We start from the raw sequence: 17,043 nt of genomic DNA on the forward strand, positions 1-17,043 counted from the left end.
CGGTCACCCCCGTCTCCGCCCTCACTGCACGCCCTCGCCCCTTTCGTCCCTGTGCATACTGTCAAAGTTCCACCCCCGGTTTTGTACACATACGGCTCATGACGGGTGCGGGGTAGGGGGCGATAGCCTTGTGGCGTGATCAGCGCGATATCTCGCGGGGGCATCGTCGCCCCTGCCCCGCGCCCGGAGAGCACGGACCACATCCGTGACCGGGCGGCAATCGCTGATCTTCGTGGGCGGGACAGGACGACGGCGAGCGGGCCGCATGCCCTCCGTACGTCGAGGACGCCCCGGGAACGGACGCCGACGAGAGCGGTGTCACAGTCCCCGGCGGTGTCGAGAATGACCGATAACCCCCCGCCCATCTCATCCTGCGGCATAGCGTCGGACCAGACCGGACACCCCGCGTCACGGCGTCTCGCCGCAAGCACTGAGACCGTACTTCCATCAACGTCACGCAACGGCGCGCGACAGGAGCCAGAGGACAATGCAGACCAAGCTGGACGAAGCCAAGGCCGAGCTGCTCGAACGGGCCGCCCGGGTAGCTGAGAACAGCCCGGTCGGGGGGCACCTACCGACTGGGACGACGGGCGAGGGCACCCCCGACCGGGACACCGTGCTCGCGTTCCTCCAGCGCTACTACCTGCACACAGCCCCGGAGGACCTCACCGACCGTGACCCGGTCGATGTCTTCGGAGCCGCCTTCTCGCACTACCGGCTGGCCGAGAACCGCCCACAGGGCACGGCCAACGTGCGGGTCCACACGCCGACCGTCGAGGAGAACGGCTGGACCTGCAGTCACTCCGTCGTCGAGGTCGTCACCGACGACATGCCCTTCCTCGTGGACTCGGTCACCAACGAGCTGTCCCGTCAGGGGCGCGGCATCCACGTCGTCATCCACCCGCAGTTCGTGGTGCGGCGCGATCTGACCGGCCGGCTCATCGAGGTGCTGCCCGCCCGTCCGGCCGCCGGGGAACTGCCGCACGACGCGCACGTCGAGTCGTGGATCCACGTCGAGATCGACCGCGAGACCGACCGTGCCGACCTGAAGCAGATCACTTCCGACCTGCTGCGCGTCCTGTCCGACGTCCGCGAGACCGTCGAGGACTGGGAGAAGATGCGCGACTCCGCGCTGCGCATCGCGGAGGAGCTGCCCACCGAGCCGACTGCCGACGACCTGCGCGACCAGGAGGTCGAGGAGGCCCGTGAGCTGCTGCGCTGGCTCGCGGACGACCACTTCACCTTCCTGGGGTACCGGGAGTACGAGCTGCGCGAGGACGACTCGCTGGGCGCCGTGCCGGGCACCGGCCTCGGCATCCTGCGCTCCGACCCGCACCACACGGGCGAGGACAGTCACCCGGTCAGCCCGTCCTTCGAGCGGCTGCCCGCCGACGCGCGCGCCAAGGCCCGTGAGCACAAGTTGCTGGTCCTGACCAAGGCGAACAGCCGGGCGACCGTGCACCGCCCGTCGTACCTGGACTACGTCGGCGTCAAGAAGTTCGACGAGCAGGGGAACGTGGTCGGGGAGCGGCGCTTCCTGGGCCTGTTCTCGTCCGCCGCCTACACCGAGTCCGTGCGCCGGGTGCCCGTCATCCGCCGCAAGGTCGAGGAGGTCCTCAGGGGCGCGGGCTTCTCGCCCAACAGCCACGACGGCCGCGACCTGCTCCAGATCCTGGAGACCTACCCGCGCGACGAGCTGTTCCAGACGCCCGTGGACGAGCTCCGCTCGATCGTCACGTCCGTCCTGTACCTCCAGGAGCGGCGCCGGCTGCGGCTCTACCTGCGCCAGGACGAGTACGGCCGCTACTACTCGGCCCTCGTCTACCTGCCGCGCGACCGCTACACCACCGGTGTGCGTCTGCGGATCATCGACATCCTGAAGGAAGAGCTGCACGGCACCAGCGTCGACTTCACGGCCTGGAACACCGAGTCGATCCTGTCCCGGCTGCACTTCGTGGTCCGGGTCGAGCCGGGCACCGAGCTGCCGCAGCTGTCGGACAACGACAAGGACCGCATCGAGGCGCGGCTCGTCGAGGCCGCCCGCTCCTGGGCCGACGGTTTCGCGGAGGCCCTGACCGCCGAGTGCGGTGAGGAGCGCGCCGCCGAACTTCTGCGCCGGTACGGCAACGCGTTCCCCGAGGGCTACAAGGCCGACCACACCCCGCGCGCCGCGGTCGCCGACCTGGTCCACCTCCAGGCGCTCACGCAGGACGCGAGCAAGGACTTCGCGCTCAGCCTGTACGAGCCGGTGGGCGCCGCGCCCGGCGAGCGCCGTTTCAAGATCTACCGCACCGGCGAGCAGGTCTCGCTCTCCGCGGTCCTCCCGGCCCTCAACCGCATGGGCGTCGAGGTCACCGACGAGCGCCCGTACGAGCTGCGCTGCTCGGACCGTACGACGGCCTGGATCTACGACTTCGGGCTGCGCCTGCCCAAGTCCGCGAGCGGCAACGGCGACGCCCTCGGCGACGACGGCCGGGAGCGGTTCCAGGAGGCCTTCTCCGCCACCTGGACCGGCGAGGCCGAGAACGACGGTTTCAACGCCCTCGTGCTCAGCGCCGGGCTGAACTGGCGGCAGGCGATGGTGCTGCGCGCGTACGCGAAGTACCTGCGCCAGGCCGGATCCACCTTCAGCCAGGACTACATGGAGGACACCCTCCGCAACAACGTCCACACCACCCGGCTGCTGGTCTCGCTGTTCGAGGCGCGGATGTCCCCGGACCGCCAGCGCGCCGGCGTCGAACTGACCGACGCCCTGCTGGAGGAGCTGGACGCGGCGCTCGACCAGGTCGCCTCGCTCGACGAGGACCGGATCCTGCGGTCCTTCCTGCACCTCATCAAGGCGACCCTGCGGACGAACTTCTTCCAGGAGGCGCTCGGCGGCAAGCCGCACGAGTACGTCTCGATGAAGTTCGACCCGACCGCCATCCCGGACCTCCCGGCGCCGCGGCCGGCGTACGAGATCTGGGTGTACTCGCCGCGCGTCGAAGGCGTGCACCTGCGCTTCGGCAAGGTCGCGCGAGGCGGTCTGCGCTGGTCCGACCGCCGTGAGGACTTCCGCACGGAGATCCTCGGCCTGGTCAAGGCGCAGATGGTGAAGAACACCGTCATCGTGCCGGTCGGCGCCAAGGGCGGCTTCGTCGCCAAGCAGCTGCCGGACCCGTCGGTGGACCGCGACGCCTGGCTCGCCGAGGGCATCCGCAGCTACCGCACCTTCATCTCCGCGCTGCTCGACATCACCGACAACATGGTCGGCGGGGAAGTCGTGCCGCCGGTCGACGTGGTGCGTCACGACGGGGAGGACACGTACCTCGTCGTCGCCGCCGACAAGGGCACCGCGACGTTCTCGGACATCGCCAACGAGGTCGCCGAGAGCTACAACTTCTGGCTCGGCGACGCCTTCGCCTCCGGCGGCTCGGCCGGCTACGACCACAAGGGTATGGGCATCACCGCCCGCGGTGCCTGGGAGTCCGTCAAGCGGCACTTCCGGGAGCTGGGCGTGAACACCCAGACGCAGGACTTCACGGTCGTCGGCGTCGGCGACATGTCCGGTGACGTGTTCGGCAACGGCATGCTGCTCTCCGAGCAGATCCGTCTGGTCGCCGCGTTCGACCACCGGCACATCTTCATCGACCCGACCCCGGACGCGGAGACCTCGTACGCCGAGCGCCGCCGCCTGTTCGAGCTGCCGCGCTCCTCGTGGGCCGACTACGACACCGAGCTGATCTCCGCCGGCGGTGGCGTCTTCCCGCGCACCGCCAAGGCCATCCCGGTCAACGCGCACATCCGTGAGGCCCTCGGCATCGAGTCGGGCGTCGCCAAGATGACCCCGGCGGACCTGATGAAGGCGATCCTCCAGGCGCCGGTCGACCTGCTGTGGAACGGCGGCATCGGCACGTACGTGAAGTCGTCCGCGGAGTCGCACGCCGACGTGGGCGACAAGGCCAACGACGCCATCCGCGTGGACGGCGCCGACCTGCGCGTCAAGGTCGTCGGCGAGGGCGGCAACCTGGGTCTGACCCAGCTCGGCCGGATCGAGTTCGCGCAGCAGGGCGGAAAGATCAACACCGACGCCATCGACAACAGCGCGGGCGTGGACACCTCCGACCACGAGGTGAACATCAAGATCCTGCTCAACGCGGTGGTGACCAACGGCGATCTGACGGTCAAGCAGCGCAACAAGCTGCTCGCCGAGATGACCGACGAGGTCGGCGCGCTGGTCCTGCGCAACAACTACGCGCAGAACGTGGCGATCGCCAACGCGCTGGCCCAGTCGCCGAGCATGCTCCACGCCCAGCAGCGGTTCATCCGCCACCTGGTGCGCGAGGGCCACCTCGACCGGGCGCTGGAGTTCCTGCCCAGCGATCGGCAGATCCGGGAGCGGATGGTGTCCGGGCTGGGCCTGACCGGCCCGGAGACGGCCGTCCTCCTCGCCTACACGAAGATCACGGTCGCCGAGGAGCTGCTCGCCACGTCGCTGCCGGACGATCCGCACCTGGAGAGGCTGCTGCTGGCGTACTTCCCGAGCGCGCTGCGCGAGAAGCTCCGCGAGCAGATCGACGGCCACGCGCTGCGCCGCGAGATCGTCACGACCGTCCTGGTCAACGACACGGTCAACACGGGCGGTACGAGCTTCCTGCACCGGCTGCGCGAGGAGACCGGCGCGTCGCTGGAGGAGATCGTCCGGGCGCAGACCGCGGCCCGCGCGATCTTCGAGTCGAGCAAGGTGTGGGACGCGGTGGAGGCACTCGACAACATCGTCGCCGCCGACGTCCAGACCCGTATCCGGCTGCACTCGCGCCGTCTGGTGGAGCGCGGCACGCGCTGGCTGCTCAACAACCGGCCGCAGCCGCTCCAGCTCGCCGAGACGATCGGCTTCTTCAGCGAGGGCGTCGAGCAGGTCTGGTCCGAGCTGCCGAAGCTGCTGCGCGGGGCCGACCTCGAGTGGTACCAGCAGATCTACGACGAGCTGACGGGCGCGGGTGTCCCGGACGAACTGGCCACCCGGGTGGCCGGGTTCTCCTCCGCCTTCCCGACGCTGGACATCGTCGCGGTGGGCGACCGGATGGGCAAGGACCCGATGGCCGTCGCCGAGGTGTACTACGACCTCGCCGACCGCCTCGGCATCACCCAGCTCATGGACCGCATCATCGAGCTGCCGCGCGCGGACCGCTGGCAGTCCATGGCCCGTGCGTCGATCCGTGAGGACCTGTACGCGGCGCACGCTTCCCTGACGGCGGACGTCCTGGCAGCGGGCAGCGACTCCGCCACTCCCGAGCAGCGCTTCAAGGCCTGGGAGGAGAAGAACGCGGCGATCCTCGGCCGGGCGCGCACGACCCTGGAGGAGATCCGGGGTTCGGACGCGTTCGACCTGGCGAACCTGTCGGTGGCGATGCGGACGATGCGCACGCTGATGCGGACGCATTCGTAGGCCGTCCCTCAGGCCGCAGGGCGACGCGGCGATACGCCGAGGGGGCGCCCCGGACCTCGTACGAGGTCCGGGGCGCCCCCGTTCGTGTTTTCCGGCGCGGCCTGATCGGGCTCTTCTTTCCGACCTTCGAAGGGAATCCGGCCCTGAATTCACCTATTCATGCTAAATAGGACATTTGGGTTAGTTTTGGCCCGATGGTCGACGGCTGGCTGGAGGACTCGGACCCGTGACAGTGCAACTCGGCGAGCGGCGGGCCACGGTCGCGACCGTGCCCGCTCCCCGCTCCAGGCCGTTCGTGCGCACCCGCCGGCTCGCCCTCGAAGTGGCCCGGTTCTCGGTGGTCGGCGGCACCGGTGTCGCGGTCAACATCCTCTTCTTCAATCTGCTGCTGCACGTTCTGGTGCGGCCCCCGATGGTCGCCACGGTGCTGGCCAGCTGTGTCGCCATGGGCGCCAATTACCTCGGATTCCGGTTCTTCGCCTATCGGGACCGCGCCTCGCGCACCACGCGGCAGATCGTCCTCTTCTTCGCGTTCAGCGGCCTCGGTGTCGCCATGGAGAGCGCCCTGTTCTATCTCGGCTATCGCAGTCTCGGGATGAGCGGTCCGCTCGCCTCGAACGCCGCCAAGGCGCTGTCGATCGTGCTGGCGTCGGCCTTCCGCTTCGTGGTGTACCGGACCTGGGTCTTCCAACACGCGAAGCACGGTCGATAACGCCGCACAGCGGAACATTGTGTCTACGATTAATAGGATGAATGTGGATCAATGTCGCGCGCCGGCCGGCCCCGCCGTCTCCGTGGTCGTCATCGTCTACAACGACGCCGGCCGACTGCCCACGGCCGTGCGCTCAGTCCTGGACCAGACGCTGCACGGCGTCGAGGTCGTCATCGTCGACGACCGCAGCACGGACGGCTCGTACGAGACGGCGCGGCTGCTCGCCGCCCAGCACCCCGACCGCGTCCGCGCCTTTTGCCTGCCCGAGAACAGCGGCGGCTGCGGCGCCCCCCGCAATCGCGGCATCGCCGAGGCCCGTGGCGACTACGTCCTCTTCCTCGACAGCGACGACGTGCTGGAACGCAACGCCTGCCGCAACATGCTGGAGGCCGCCGAGACCACCGGCGCCGACCTCGTCTCCGGCCTGTGCGTACGGGTGCACGTCGACTCGCGCACACGCAAGCAGGTCAAGTGGTACCCCTGGCTGTACGAGCGCACCCGCACCCTGGAGTCGATCACCGAACTGCCCGACCTGATGGTCTTCGACACCCTGTCGACGAACAAGTGCTATCGCAGGCAGTTCCTGCTCGACGAACGGCTGGAGTTCCCGGTCGGCATCCACTACGAGGACCTGCTCTTCTCCGCCCAGGCCTACGCCGCCGCCCGCCGCATCACGCTCATCCCCAACCGGGTCTACGAATGGCGGGTCGTGGAGAAGCCGGCCGAGACGGCGGCGCGGTCCATCAGCAACCGGCGCGACGAGATCGCCAACTTCGCGCACCGCATGGAGATCCACCGCCGGGTGGACCGGCTCCTCGCGGAACGCGGCATGCTGGAGCTGAAGTTCGCCAAGGACGTGAAGTTCCTCAAGCACGACCTGGTGCTGCACCTTCGGGAGCTGCCCTCCCGCGACGCACCGTACCGGCGGGAGTTCGCCGGGATCGCGCGTCAGTACCTGGAGTCGATCGACCGGGCCGCCTTCGACGAGGCCGAGCCCATCCACGCCATCTGCGCCTATCTCCTCCAGATGGGCGACTGGGACAACCTGCTGCCCGCCGTGGACACGCTCACCAACCGGGACAAGATCTCCTCCTCGCTCGTGGAGCGCGACGGGCGGGTGTACTGGTGTGCCGAGCATCTCGGCGACCCGTTCGGCCGGCACATCCTGGACGTCACCGAATTCGGCTACCACACCAGGCCGGTCGAGAGGATGTTCCTGCGCAACGCGCTCACCCACTACGAGGGGCCCCGGGGGGCCGGCGGCACCGTGCGCCTCGCCGGGCGCGTCGTCAACCCGCTCGGTGTCGTCCCGCCCGGCGCGCGGCTCACCGCGGAGCTGGAGTTCTACGCCCGCCGCGCCGGTGTGCGCTTCCAGACCTTCCGCTTCCCCGTGGCGAGCGTGCGGCACGAGGGCGAGTCCCTCGTCTGGGAGGCCGTGCCGGACCTGACGGCCCTGCGGCCGCTGGGCCTGGTCGACGCGGTGTGGGACGTGCGTCTGCGCCTGGACGTCGACGGTGCACGCACCTCGACCCGGCTCACGGCCGCGGGCCCCGGCCCGTTCGCCGGCCGGGTGCCGGTCCGCCCCCGCCTCACCCGGCTGGTGGCCGACCGCATCGAGCCGGTTATCTCCTCGCGCGGCCACCTCGCCTTCCGGCTGGTCCCGGACAAGAAGGCCAACGAACTCCTCCAGAGACAGGTGCACGGCAAGCTCGCCCGACTGGCCAAGTCCCGCTACCGCAAGGCCAAGTCCCTGCGCAAACGGCTCGACTCCGGCGACACCAAGATCCGGCTGTACCACGAGGTGTTCAGCAGGCTGCCGGTCCGCAAGGGCCTGGTCGTCTTCGAGAGCCACCTGGGCCGGCAGTACAGCGACAGCCCCAAGGCCGTCTACGAGGAGATGCGCCGCCAGGACCTCCGGTTCGAAGCCGTCTGGTCGTACGCGGGCAGTCCCGACGGATTCCCCGCCGACGCCACGCTCGTGCGCCGCTGGTCCCTGCCGTACCTCAAGGCACTCGCCCAGGCCGAGTTCTGGGTCGACAACCAGAGCTATCCGCTGAAACTCAACAAGCGCCCGGAGACGACGTACATCCAGACCTGGCACGGCTCGGCGCTCAAGCGGATGGGCTTCGACGAACCGGGCTGGAAACTCAAGTCCCGTGCGCAACAGGAGGCCCAGCAGCGGGTCCTCGACCGCTTCGACCGGTTCCTGATCCGCTCCGAGCACGACGTGCGCACGCTCGCACGGGCGTTCCGGCTCCAGGAGCGGACCCTGCTGCGGGTGGGCTACCCGCGCAACGACGAACTGGTGCGGACCAGGGAACTGGAGGAGTCGTCGGGACGGCGCGTACGCGGCCCGCTCGCCGCCGAGCTGGGCATCCCCGACGACCGGCAGGTCCTGCTGTACGCCCCGACATTCCGGCAGCACGGCGGCGCACCGCGGCGGTTCGAGCTGCCCTTCGACGTGGAGTGCTTCGCCGACACCTTCGGCGACCGCTACGTCCTCCTCGTGCGCTCCCACTACCTCAACCACGTCGTGCTGCCGCCCTCCGTGCGCGGCCGGGTCGTCGACGTGACCGCGCACCACGACATGACCCCGCTGCTGGCCCTGGCCGACGGACTGATCACGGACTACTCGTCCGTGATGTTCGACTACGCCCTGCTGGACCGGCCGATGTTCTTCTTCGCCTACGACTACGACGAGTACGTGAACGAGGGCCGCGGCACCTACTTCGACCTGATGGAGCGCGCGCCCGGTCCCGTGGTGCGTACCGAGGACGAACTGCACGCCGTCCTCGGCTCGCTGGAGGAGCAGGCGGTCAAGTACGCGGCCGCGCGCGAGCAGTTCACCGCCGAGTTCGGGGAGTACGACAAGGGGACCTCGGCCCGCAGCGTGGTCGACCAGTTCTTCGCGCAGTGGAGGCGTGCATGACCGACCAGGCGTGGCTGACCGAGCGGCCGGCGGCGAGCGTCGCGACCGGCACGAGCGAGCGTCCACGGGACGTCTTCATCGTCTCCAACAGCGTCGACGAGCTGGGCGGGGTGACCAGCTGGTCGCACCAGATGGCCCGCCTGTTCACCGGGCGCGGCCACCGCGTGCACGTCGTCGGCATCACCGAGCCCGAAGTCCCGCAGGAGCTGGGCGAGACGGCGTACCCCACCACCACGCTGTACGACGTCCATCCGCCCCAGATCGGACCCATGCGCGGTCTGAAGGGGCGGCTCAACGTGGCCGAGCGCAGACGGCGCGCCGCGCGCGCGGAGGGCATGCGGGAGCAGGCCGCCAAGCTGACCGCGCTCTTCCGGGCCGCGCGTCCCGGCGCCGTCGTGATCGTCACCCAGGTGTGGGCCATGGAATGGGTGGCGCTCGCCGACACGACCGGTCTCCTCGTCGTCGGCATGAGCCACGAGTCGTTCGCGTACTGCCGGAAGACCTCCCGCTTCGGGCGGGTGCAGCGGCACTACCGGAACGTCGACCGAATGCTGGCGCTCACCCGGGAGGACGCCGATCTGTGGATCCGGCAGGGCATGAACAACGCCTCCTTCATGCCGAACCCGATCCCGTTCATGCCCGAGTCGCCGTCCCCGCGCACCGAGAAGGCCGTCGTCAGCATCGGCCGGCTGCACGACCAGAAGGGCATCGACATGCTGCTCGACGCCTGGGCCGAGGTCGCGCCGAACCACCCCGGGTGGCGGCTGCGGATCTATGGCACGGGGGAGGACGAGGAGATCCTGCAGGAGCGGTGCACCACGCTGGGTCTCGACGGCAGCGTCGACTGGATGGGCCCGACGAGCGATGTGCCGGGCGCGCTGCGCGACAGTTCCGTCTTCGTGCTGCCCTCGCGCGGCGAGGGCTTCCCGCTGGCCGTCATGGAGGCCATGGCGGCGGGCGTGCCGTGCGCCGCGTTCGACTGCGCGCCGGGCGTGCACGAGATCATCCGCGACGGCGAGGACGGTCTGCTCGCCACCCTCGGCAACACCGGCGAACTCGCGCGCCGGATGGACACGCTGATGTCCGACAAGGGGATGCGGGACGCGATGGGTGAGGCGGCCCGGGTGAACATCCAGCGCTACGCGGCTGAGGAGATCGTGCGCCGCTGGGAGGACCTGTTCGCCTTCCTGGAGAGGTGAGCCGCCGGGGTGAGGCGGGCCCGCGCGGGTGCTCAGGCCCGCGCGGGCGCCGCCCGCGCTACTTGCCCGTGAACTTCTCGTACTCCTTGAGGACGTCCTCCGTCGGCCCGTCCATGCGCAGTTCGCCGCGCTCCAGCCAGAGCACCCGGTCGCAGGTGTCCCGGATCGACTTGTTGTTGTGGCTGACCAGGAAGACGGTGCCCGCGTGCTTGCGCAGCTCGCGGATGCGGGCCTCGGAGCGCTTCTGGAAGGAACGGTCGCCGGTCGCCAGGGCCTCGTCGATCATCAGGACGTCGTGGTCCTTGGCGGCGGCGATGGAGAAGCGGAGCCGGGCGGCCATGCCGGAGGAGTACGTGCGCATGGGGAGCGTGATGAAGTCGCCCTTCTCGTTGATGCCGGAGAAGTCGACGATCTCCTGGTAGCGCTCGCGGACCTGTTCCCTGGACATGCCCATCGCGAGACCGCCGAGGTGGACGTTGCGCTCGCCGGTGAGGTCGTTCATCAGGGCCGCGTTGACGCCGAGCAGCGAGGGCTGGCCGTCGGTGTAGATCCTGCCGTTCTCCACCGGCAGCAGGCCGGCGACGGCCTTCAGGAGGGTCGACTTGCCGGAGCCGTTCGTGCCGATCAGGCCGATGGCCTCGCCCTTGTACGCGGTGAAGGACACGCTCTTGACGGCGTGCACCTTGCGGACGCCCGCCGCCTTCTCGGCGTGTTTGCGGCGCAGGATGCGGTTGAGCGCGGCGGTGGCGCTGCCGCGGCCCGCGCCGGTGCCGTTGACGCGGTAGACGATGTCGACGCGGTCGGCGATGACGGTGGGCACGCGGGCCTCGGCCGCAGCGGCCGGGTCCTGGGGCCGGATGTCCTCGGTCAGGGTGATGGTGTCAGCCACGGCCGTACGTCTCCTCAGCCTTCCAGAAGTAGATGAAGCCGCCGGCGCCCGCGACGAGCGCCCAGCCGATGGCCAGCGCCCATACGTGGTGCGGCAGTTGGTGCGCGTGGAAGCTGTCGATCAGGGCGAAGCGCATCAGGTCTATGTAGACGGCCGCCGGGTTGCTCTCCAGGAGGACCATCGCCCAGTGCGGCAGGTCGCTGCGGCTGAGCACCTTGTCGATGCTCCACATGACGCCGGAGACGTACATCCAGGTGCGCAGCAGGAACGGCATGAGCTGCGCGATGTCGGGCGTCCTGGCGCCCATCCGCGCCATGATCATCGCGATGCCCGCGTTGAACGTGAACTGGAGGACCAGGATGGGCACCGCGAGCAGCCAGGAGAAGCTCAGCGGGACGCCGAAGCAGAGCAGGATGACGACCAGCGCGGCCATCGAGAACAGCAGTTGCTGGAGCTGCTGGAGGGCGTACGAGACGGGCAGTGCCGCCCGGGGGAAGTGCAGGGCGCGGACCAGGCCGAGGCTGCCGGAGATCGCCCGGGTGCCCGCCATGATCGAGCTCTGCGTGAAGGTCCAGACGAACACGCCGGTGACGAGGAAGGGGATGTAGTCCGGCACGCCGTGCTTGGTGCCGAGCAGCACGCCGAAGATGAAGTAGTAGACCGCCGCGTTCAGCAGCGGGGTCATCACCTGCCACACCTGGCCGAGTTTCGCCTGGCTGTACTGCGCGGTCAGCTTGGCGGTGGCGAAGGCGGTGATGAAGTGGCGCCGCGCCCACAGCTGGCCGACGTACTCGGGCAGGGACGGGCGGGCGCCGCTGACGGTGAGTCCGTACCGGGCGGCGAGCGCCGCGGCGTCGTCGGAGGGGCGGCCCGGTGTCGCTGTCGGGGGCGGCGTGTCGAGGACCTGGCTCACATCCGCTGCTTTCGCTCGGGGGGTGGGGGTGCGAGAGGGGTCCGCTCGACGTGTCTCATGTCGTTCCTGCCGTCTTCTTGCGTCGGGACGGGACCGTATCGTCGCAACGCGAGCGTAGGGCTTCTCGACGTCGGAACGCAACCGTTTCGTCGTAACGGCCTATGCTGGACGGCATGACGAACGCCGATGCCACCGCGAGTGCCTCCGCCAAGGCCCCGCGCCGCCGGGCCCCGGCCGGCGCGGCCGTCCTCCGTGAGGACGTGACGGAAGCCATCCGCGCCGCTGTCTTCGAGGAGCTCGCCGCCGTCGGGTACGCCCGGATGTCGATCGAGGGCATCGCGCGCCGTGCGGGCGTCGGCAAGACCGCCGTGTACCGGCGCTGGCGCTCCAAGCTCCATCTGGTCCTGGACCTGGTGTCGGCCGTCGCCGTCCAGGGGCTGCCCGCCCCCGACACGGGCTCGCTGGAGGGCGATCTGCGGCTGCTGTACGAGGTCACCTCGCGCGCCCTGCGCCACCCCGTGGCCGGCCAGATCATCCCCGACCTCCAGGCGGAGGCCGCGCGGAACCCGGACATGGCGGACGCCATGCAGAAGGCGCTGCGCGAGGGGCAGCAGAGCGTCGCCAGCGGGATCGTCGCGGCGGCGGCCGAGCGGGGCGAGGTGCGCGCGGACGTCGACCAGGAACTCGCGCTCGACCTGATCTCCGGCCCGCTGTACTGGCGGGCGGTGGTGGTCCGCGGGCCCAAGCTGCCCAAGGGCTACCTGGCCAGTCTGGCCCGCGCCACGGCAGCGGCGCTCAAGGCGCTGTGATCACGCCGTAGCCGGAATCCCGCGGCGGCGGGCCCGGCGAGGGCGGTCAGGACCGGCTGGCCTCCGGGTGCAGGCGCACCCAGCCCGCCCACGCCGAGGTGATCATGTCCTGGACGTCGTACTTCGCCTTCCAGCCGAGCTCGGTGGCGATGCGGTCGGCGGAGGCGACGACGCGGGCCGGGTCGCCGGGCCGGCGGGGGGTGGTCACCGGCGGGCGGTCGTAGCCCGTGAGGGCGTTGATGCGGTCGATCATCTCGCGGACCGAAACCCCTTCGCCGCGGCCGATGTTGAGGGTCATGTCGCGGCCGGGGGACGCCTGGAGGGCGCGGGCCGCGGCCACGTGCGCCTCAGCCAGGTCGACCACATGGATGTAGTCGCGTACGCACGTTCCGTCGGGGGTCGGGTAGTCGTCGCCGAAGATGCGCGGCGGCGCGTTCTCCGTGAGCTTCTCGAAGACCATGGGGATCAGGTTGAAGACGCCGGTGTCGGCCAGCTCCGGCGTCGCCGCGCCCGCCACGTTGAAGTACCGCAGGCAGGCCGTGGACAGGCCGGTGGCACGGCCCGTCGCGCGCACCAGCCACTCGCCCGCGAGTTTCGTCTCACCGTACGGGCTCATCGGCGCGCACGGCGTCTCCTCGCGCACCAGGTCCACGTCCGGCATGCCGTACACGGCGGCGGAGGAGGAGAAGACGAAGGAAGGGACCTGCGCGTCGGTCACGGCGGACAGCAGGACACGCAGACCCTCGACGTTCTCCCGGTAGTAGTGCAGGGGGAGGTCCACCGACTCGCCGACCTGCTTCTTCGCGGCCAGGTGGACGACGCCGGTGACGGAGTGCTCCCTGATCGTCCTCGCCAGCGTCTCGGCGTCCAGGGTCGAGCCGATCACCATCGGCACGTCGGACGGCACGCGCTCCGGGATGCCGGTCGACAGGTCGTCGTAGACCACCGCCCGCTCGTCCGCCTCGAGCATGGCGCGGACGACGTGCGCCCCGATGTAGCCGGCGCCGCCGGTGATCAGCCAGGTCATGTGGGCCGTCCCCTCGTCAGTGAGCCCGGTGCTGCACGATTCGTTCGGTCGCGTATCAGTGAAGCAGGCGGCGGAGGCGGCGACGCACCACCACGGTCATTCCTCTCCATCCGGGCGCTGTGCGCAACGCCAGCGCGCCGGAGTGCGTGCGGTACGGGTGCACCAGCAGTACGCCGTGACGGGCGTCCGGGACGGCGCGGCGGCGCAGCAGACCGCGCCCGGCGACCGCGTGCGCCGTGACGTCCCGGGCGGAGCCCTCGCGGAAGCGGAGCCTCAGCCGCAGGTCCCAGGTGCCCGCGCCGAGCGCCGACAGGTCCACCGGAGCCTCGGCCGACCACAGGCGACCGTACCGGTCGGGCCGCAGAAGGACCTGGCGGCGCAGACCCACCCGCCCGTCGTCCCGGTGCACGAATTCCACGTCCATCGAGGCCGGACCGGCCTCGGCCAGCCGCCCGTACAGCTCGTGCAGACGCAGCCGCAGACGGGTGCCACGCGTGCGTGGCCGCAGTTCCGCGTCCACGGCGGCGGGCAGCAGATGGGCGGGGCGCACCAGGAAGTGGTCCAGCGTGATCCGGGGCAGGTCGTCCGACCAGACGGGCGTGCCGTCGCCGGCGCGGGCGTACGGCGGGAGCAGCCGGGCCGGGCGGGCCGCCAGCTCCGTGAGACGGGGCAGGTCGCGGGGGACGGGGGAGGCCAGCACGACCCGGGCGACCAGCCGGCCCGGGGCGGTCGGGTTCACCGTGAGGTCGGCCGCGTCGAAGGTCGCCAGGTACGCGCGCGTGAGGTCCCACCACGCGCGGCGGTGCTCGGGTGTGCGCAGCTCCAGCTCGCGCGTGTACATCCGCAGTTCGTGGTCGAGGAACTTGGCGTGCACGGCCCGCGCCAGCCCCTTCTCGCCCGCGCCGAGGAGGATGTCGTGGGCGGCCCGGTTCGCCTCGGTCCGCGCCCGCCAGTTGCCGACGTCCGCGCGGTCGAGGGAGATGGACAGGCGGTCGGCGTCGCGCCGTACGTGCCAGACGTAGACCGTGTCGGGGACGAGGGCGATGCGCGGTCCCGCGGCCAGGACGCGCGCGCCGAACACGAAGTCCTCGTAGCGGAAGCGGCCCTCGGGGAAGCGGATGCCGTGCTCGCGCAGGAAGCCGGTGCGGTAGAGCTTGTTGACGCAGAGCGTGTCGTGCACCAGCCGGGCGCGCCGCGCGGGGTGGGGGACGAGGGCGGGCCTCGCGTAGAGGGCGCGCTCCCAGGGGGTCTCGCGGCCCGAGGGCAGTTCGCGCCGTACGCACAGGCCGGCCGTGACCTCGGTGTGCTGTTCGTCGGCCGCCGAGAGCAGCGCGTCCACCGCGCCGGGCGGCAGCACGTCGTCGCTGTCCAGGAACATCACGTACGGGGCGGTCGCGGCGTCGATCCCGTCGTTGCGCGGGGTGCCGCAGCCGCCGCTGTTGGCCGTACGGCGGATCACCCTCAGGCGTGGCTCGTCCGCGGCGAGGCCGTCGAGCAGGGCCCCGCTGCCATCCGTCGAGCAGTCGTCCACGGCGAGCACCTCGTGCACGGCCGGGCCCTGTGCGAGTGCCGAGCGCACCGCGTCCGCGACGTGGGCGGCGTCGTTGTACCCGATGACGACCACGCTGACCTGCGACTGCTGAGGTTTCATGGGATCCCGTGGCCCGAATCGTAGGCTTTTGGGGCAATTATCCGTTAAGGGGTGGTCAGTGTCCTGCGCGGGAGGGCACGGGAGTTTCGCCGGCCGCACGGGCGTGCCGGTCAAAGGCCGCCGGGTCCGGCAGGGCCGCGCCGGGGCCCTGCCGCCACAGCCGCACCAGTGAGAGGCCCGCCGCCGTCGCCAGCAGACCGTTGCGCACGACCATCAGCGCGCAGCCCGTCCAGCTGCTGTGGACCACCTCGCCGTACAGGACCGGATAGATCACCGAGCTGACCGCCGTCGCGGCCACCAGCAGGGCCACCACCGGTCGTTGCGTGGTGTGCCGCGAGGTCAGGCACACGGCCGACAGGCCCAGCAGCCACACCATGTACTGGGGGCTGATCACCCGGCTCGTCACCGTGAACAGCAGCACGGCGGCGAGCGCCGCGTCGTACGGTGTCGCCGTCGTCCAGTGCCGCGCCCGCACCCGCCACAGCAGCAGGAGCCCGAACGCGGCGACGGTGAGGGCCAGCGAGACCGCGGCGACCTCGGCGACCCAGGGGCCCACGAACTCCATCGCGCCGTACCGGTAGCGCGCCCTGCCCGGCCATCCGGCGCGGCGCGCCAGGCCCAGGACCGTTCCGCCGAGCGACTCGATCTGCACGCCCCGGCCGCCCTGCTGGCGCAGGAAGTCGAAGGAGTTGCGAAAGAGGGCGGCGAGGAGGGCGAGCAGCGCGACCGCGGCGACCGCCGCCGACGTCCACGCCTCCCGGGTGGTGCGGCCGCGCGGCGTGCCGATCAGCGCCAGCGCGGGCCAGACCTTCACCAGGGCGCCCAGCGCGGCGAACGCGCCGCACGCGCGCGTGGAGCGGGTCAGCGCCAGCAGGGAGAGGACGGCGAAGGCGGTGACCTGGACGTCGTACCGGGCCAGCGGCAGATGCAGGAGGAGCGGGAGGGCCAGCACCCACAGGGCGGCGCCGCGCAGGCTGCGGCCGGGCCGGAGCCCCGCGCGCGCGAGGGCCCATGTGATCACCGCGTCCGTCGCGAGCGTGAGCGTCACGAAGGCCGTGAAATACGTCAGCGCCGGCAGCAGGGCGGGTGCGAGCAGCACCGGGCCGGCGCCCGGCGGGTACTGCCACAGGTGGTCGCCCGCCGGGAACGCACCCTGTTCGAGGACGCCGTACCAGCCGAAGTACAGGTGGCGCACCTCGCGCGAGACTCCGCCCCGGCCGAGCGGTGCGAGGTGGTCGTGCGCGAGCAGCCACACCATCAGGGCGCGGGTCGCCATCCAGGCGGCGGCGACGGCCCATGGGCGGTGCCGCCCGCGCGGGCTGTTCCCCCGGTCCGGCGGGCTCTGGCCGTCCGGAGCGCTCTTCGGGTACCGGGGGCTGCTCCTGAGGTTCTTCAAGGTGCTCATCAAGCCCGGATCGTAAGCCGCGCGAAAGCCTCAGCGGAGTTGATACGCCGTCAATGCCCCGCATAGGTTGGTTAATAGTAA

General features: G+C 70.7%; 10 protein-coding genes. 5 read left to right on the plus strand and 5 right to left on the minus strand.

Features of this window, described 5'->3' with window-relative positions; translation table 11 throughout:
• Positions 1-487: 487 nt before the first annotated feature.
• The 4 genes from H305_RS0137635 to H305_RS0137650 all read left to right on the plus strand — a co-directional run bounded on the left by H305_RS0137635 (position 488) and on the right by H305_RS0137650 (position 10,268).
• Positions 488-5,428: an NAD-glutamate dehydrogenase gene (locus H305_RS0137635; protein WP_028804995.1), complete on the plus strand. Its 4,941-nt coding sequence runs from the start codon at positions 488-490 to the stop codon at positions 5,426-5,428.
• A 226-nt stretch (positions 5,429-5,654) separates the two neighbouring features.
• A complete protein-coding gene (locus H305_RS48250) occupies positions 5,655-6,140 on the plus strand; it encodes a GtrA family protein (RefSeq protein ID WP_037766635.1) in 486 nt (161 codons plus the stop codon).
• A 37-nt stretch (positions 6,141-6,177) separates the two neighbouring features.
• Positions 6,178-9,069, plus strand: a complete 2,892-nt coding sequence (locus H305_RS0137645) for a bifunctional glycosyltransferase/CDP-glycerol:glycerophosphate glycerophosphotransferase (RefSeq protein WP_028804996.1) — start codon at positions 6,178-6,180, stop codon at positions 9,067-9,069.
• Positions 9,066-10,268, plus strand: a complete 1,203-nt coding sequence (locus H305_RS0137650) for a glycosyltransferase (RefSeq protein WP_078629441.1) — start codon at positions 9,066-9,068, stop codon at positions 10,266-10,268. Before H305_RS0137645 ends, H305_RS0137650 begins: the two co-directional genes overlap by 4 nt.
• Before the next feature lie 58 nt (positions 10,269-10,326).
• Here the strand turns inward: H305_RS0137650 and H305_RS0137655 are convergent, their stop codons facing one another.
• Entirely contained in the window at positions 10,327-11,139 is an 813-nt protein-coding gene (locus H305_RS0137655) for an ABC transporter ATP-binding protein (protein WP_234021385.1), read from the minus strand.
• A gap of 10 nt (positions 11,140-11,149) precedes the next feature.
• Entirely contained in the window at positions 11,150-12,070 is a 921-nt protein-coding gene (locus tag H305_RS0137660) for an ABC transporter permease (RefSeq protein WP_028804999.1), read from the minus strand.
• Positions 12,071-12,231: 161 nt separating this feature from the next.
• On the opposite strand from H305_RS0137660, the gene H305_RS0137665 reads away from it, so the two are divergent.
• The gene (locus H305_RS0137665; RefSeq protein WP_028805000.1) at positions 12,232-12,879 is read left to right on the plus strand and encodes a TetR/AcrR family transcriptional regulator; all 648 of its coding nucleotides are present in this window, start codon (positions 12,232-12,234) and stop codon (positions 12,877-12,879) included.
• 46 nt (positions 12,880-12,925) lie between these two features.
• On the opposite strand, the gene galE is transcribed toward H305_RS0137665, so the two are convergent.
• From galE to H305_RS48255, 3 genes are read right to left on the minus strand one after another with little or no spacing between them, the layout of a single operon-like run.
• Positions 12,926-13,906, minus strand: coding sequence for a UDP-glucose 4-epimerase GalE (gene galE / locus H305_RS0137670; RefSeq protein WP_028805001.1), 981 nt, complete (start codon positions 13,904-13,906; stop codon positions 12,926-12,928).
• A gap of 55 nt (positions 13,907-13,961) precedes the next feature.
• Complete coding sequence (locus tag H305_RS0137675; protein WP_028805002.1) at positions 13,962-15,557, minus strand: glycosyltransferase family 2 protein; 1,596 nt, start codon at positions 15,555-15,557, stop codon at positions 13,962-13,964.
• Positions 15,558-15,612: 55 nt separating this feature from the next.
• Positions 15,613-16,833 carry a glycosyltransferase 87 family protein gene (locus H305_RS48255; RefSeq protein ID WP_051371420.1) on the minus strand — a complete coding sequence of 407 codons (1,221 nt, stop codon included), beginning with the start codon at positions 16,831-16,833 and terminating at the stop codon, positions 15,613-15,615.
• Between the last annotated feature and the right edge of the window lie 210 nt (positions 16,834-17,043).

It is taken from the genome of Streptomyces sp. 142MFCol3.1, from assembly GCF_000424945.1.
In the GTDB taxonomy this organism is placed as follows: Bacteria; Actinomycetota; Actinomycetes; order Streptomycetales; family Streptomycetaceae; genus Streptomyces; species Streptomyces siamensis.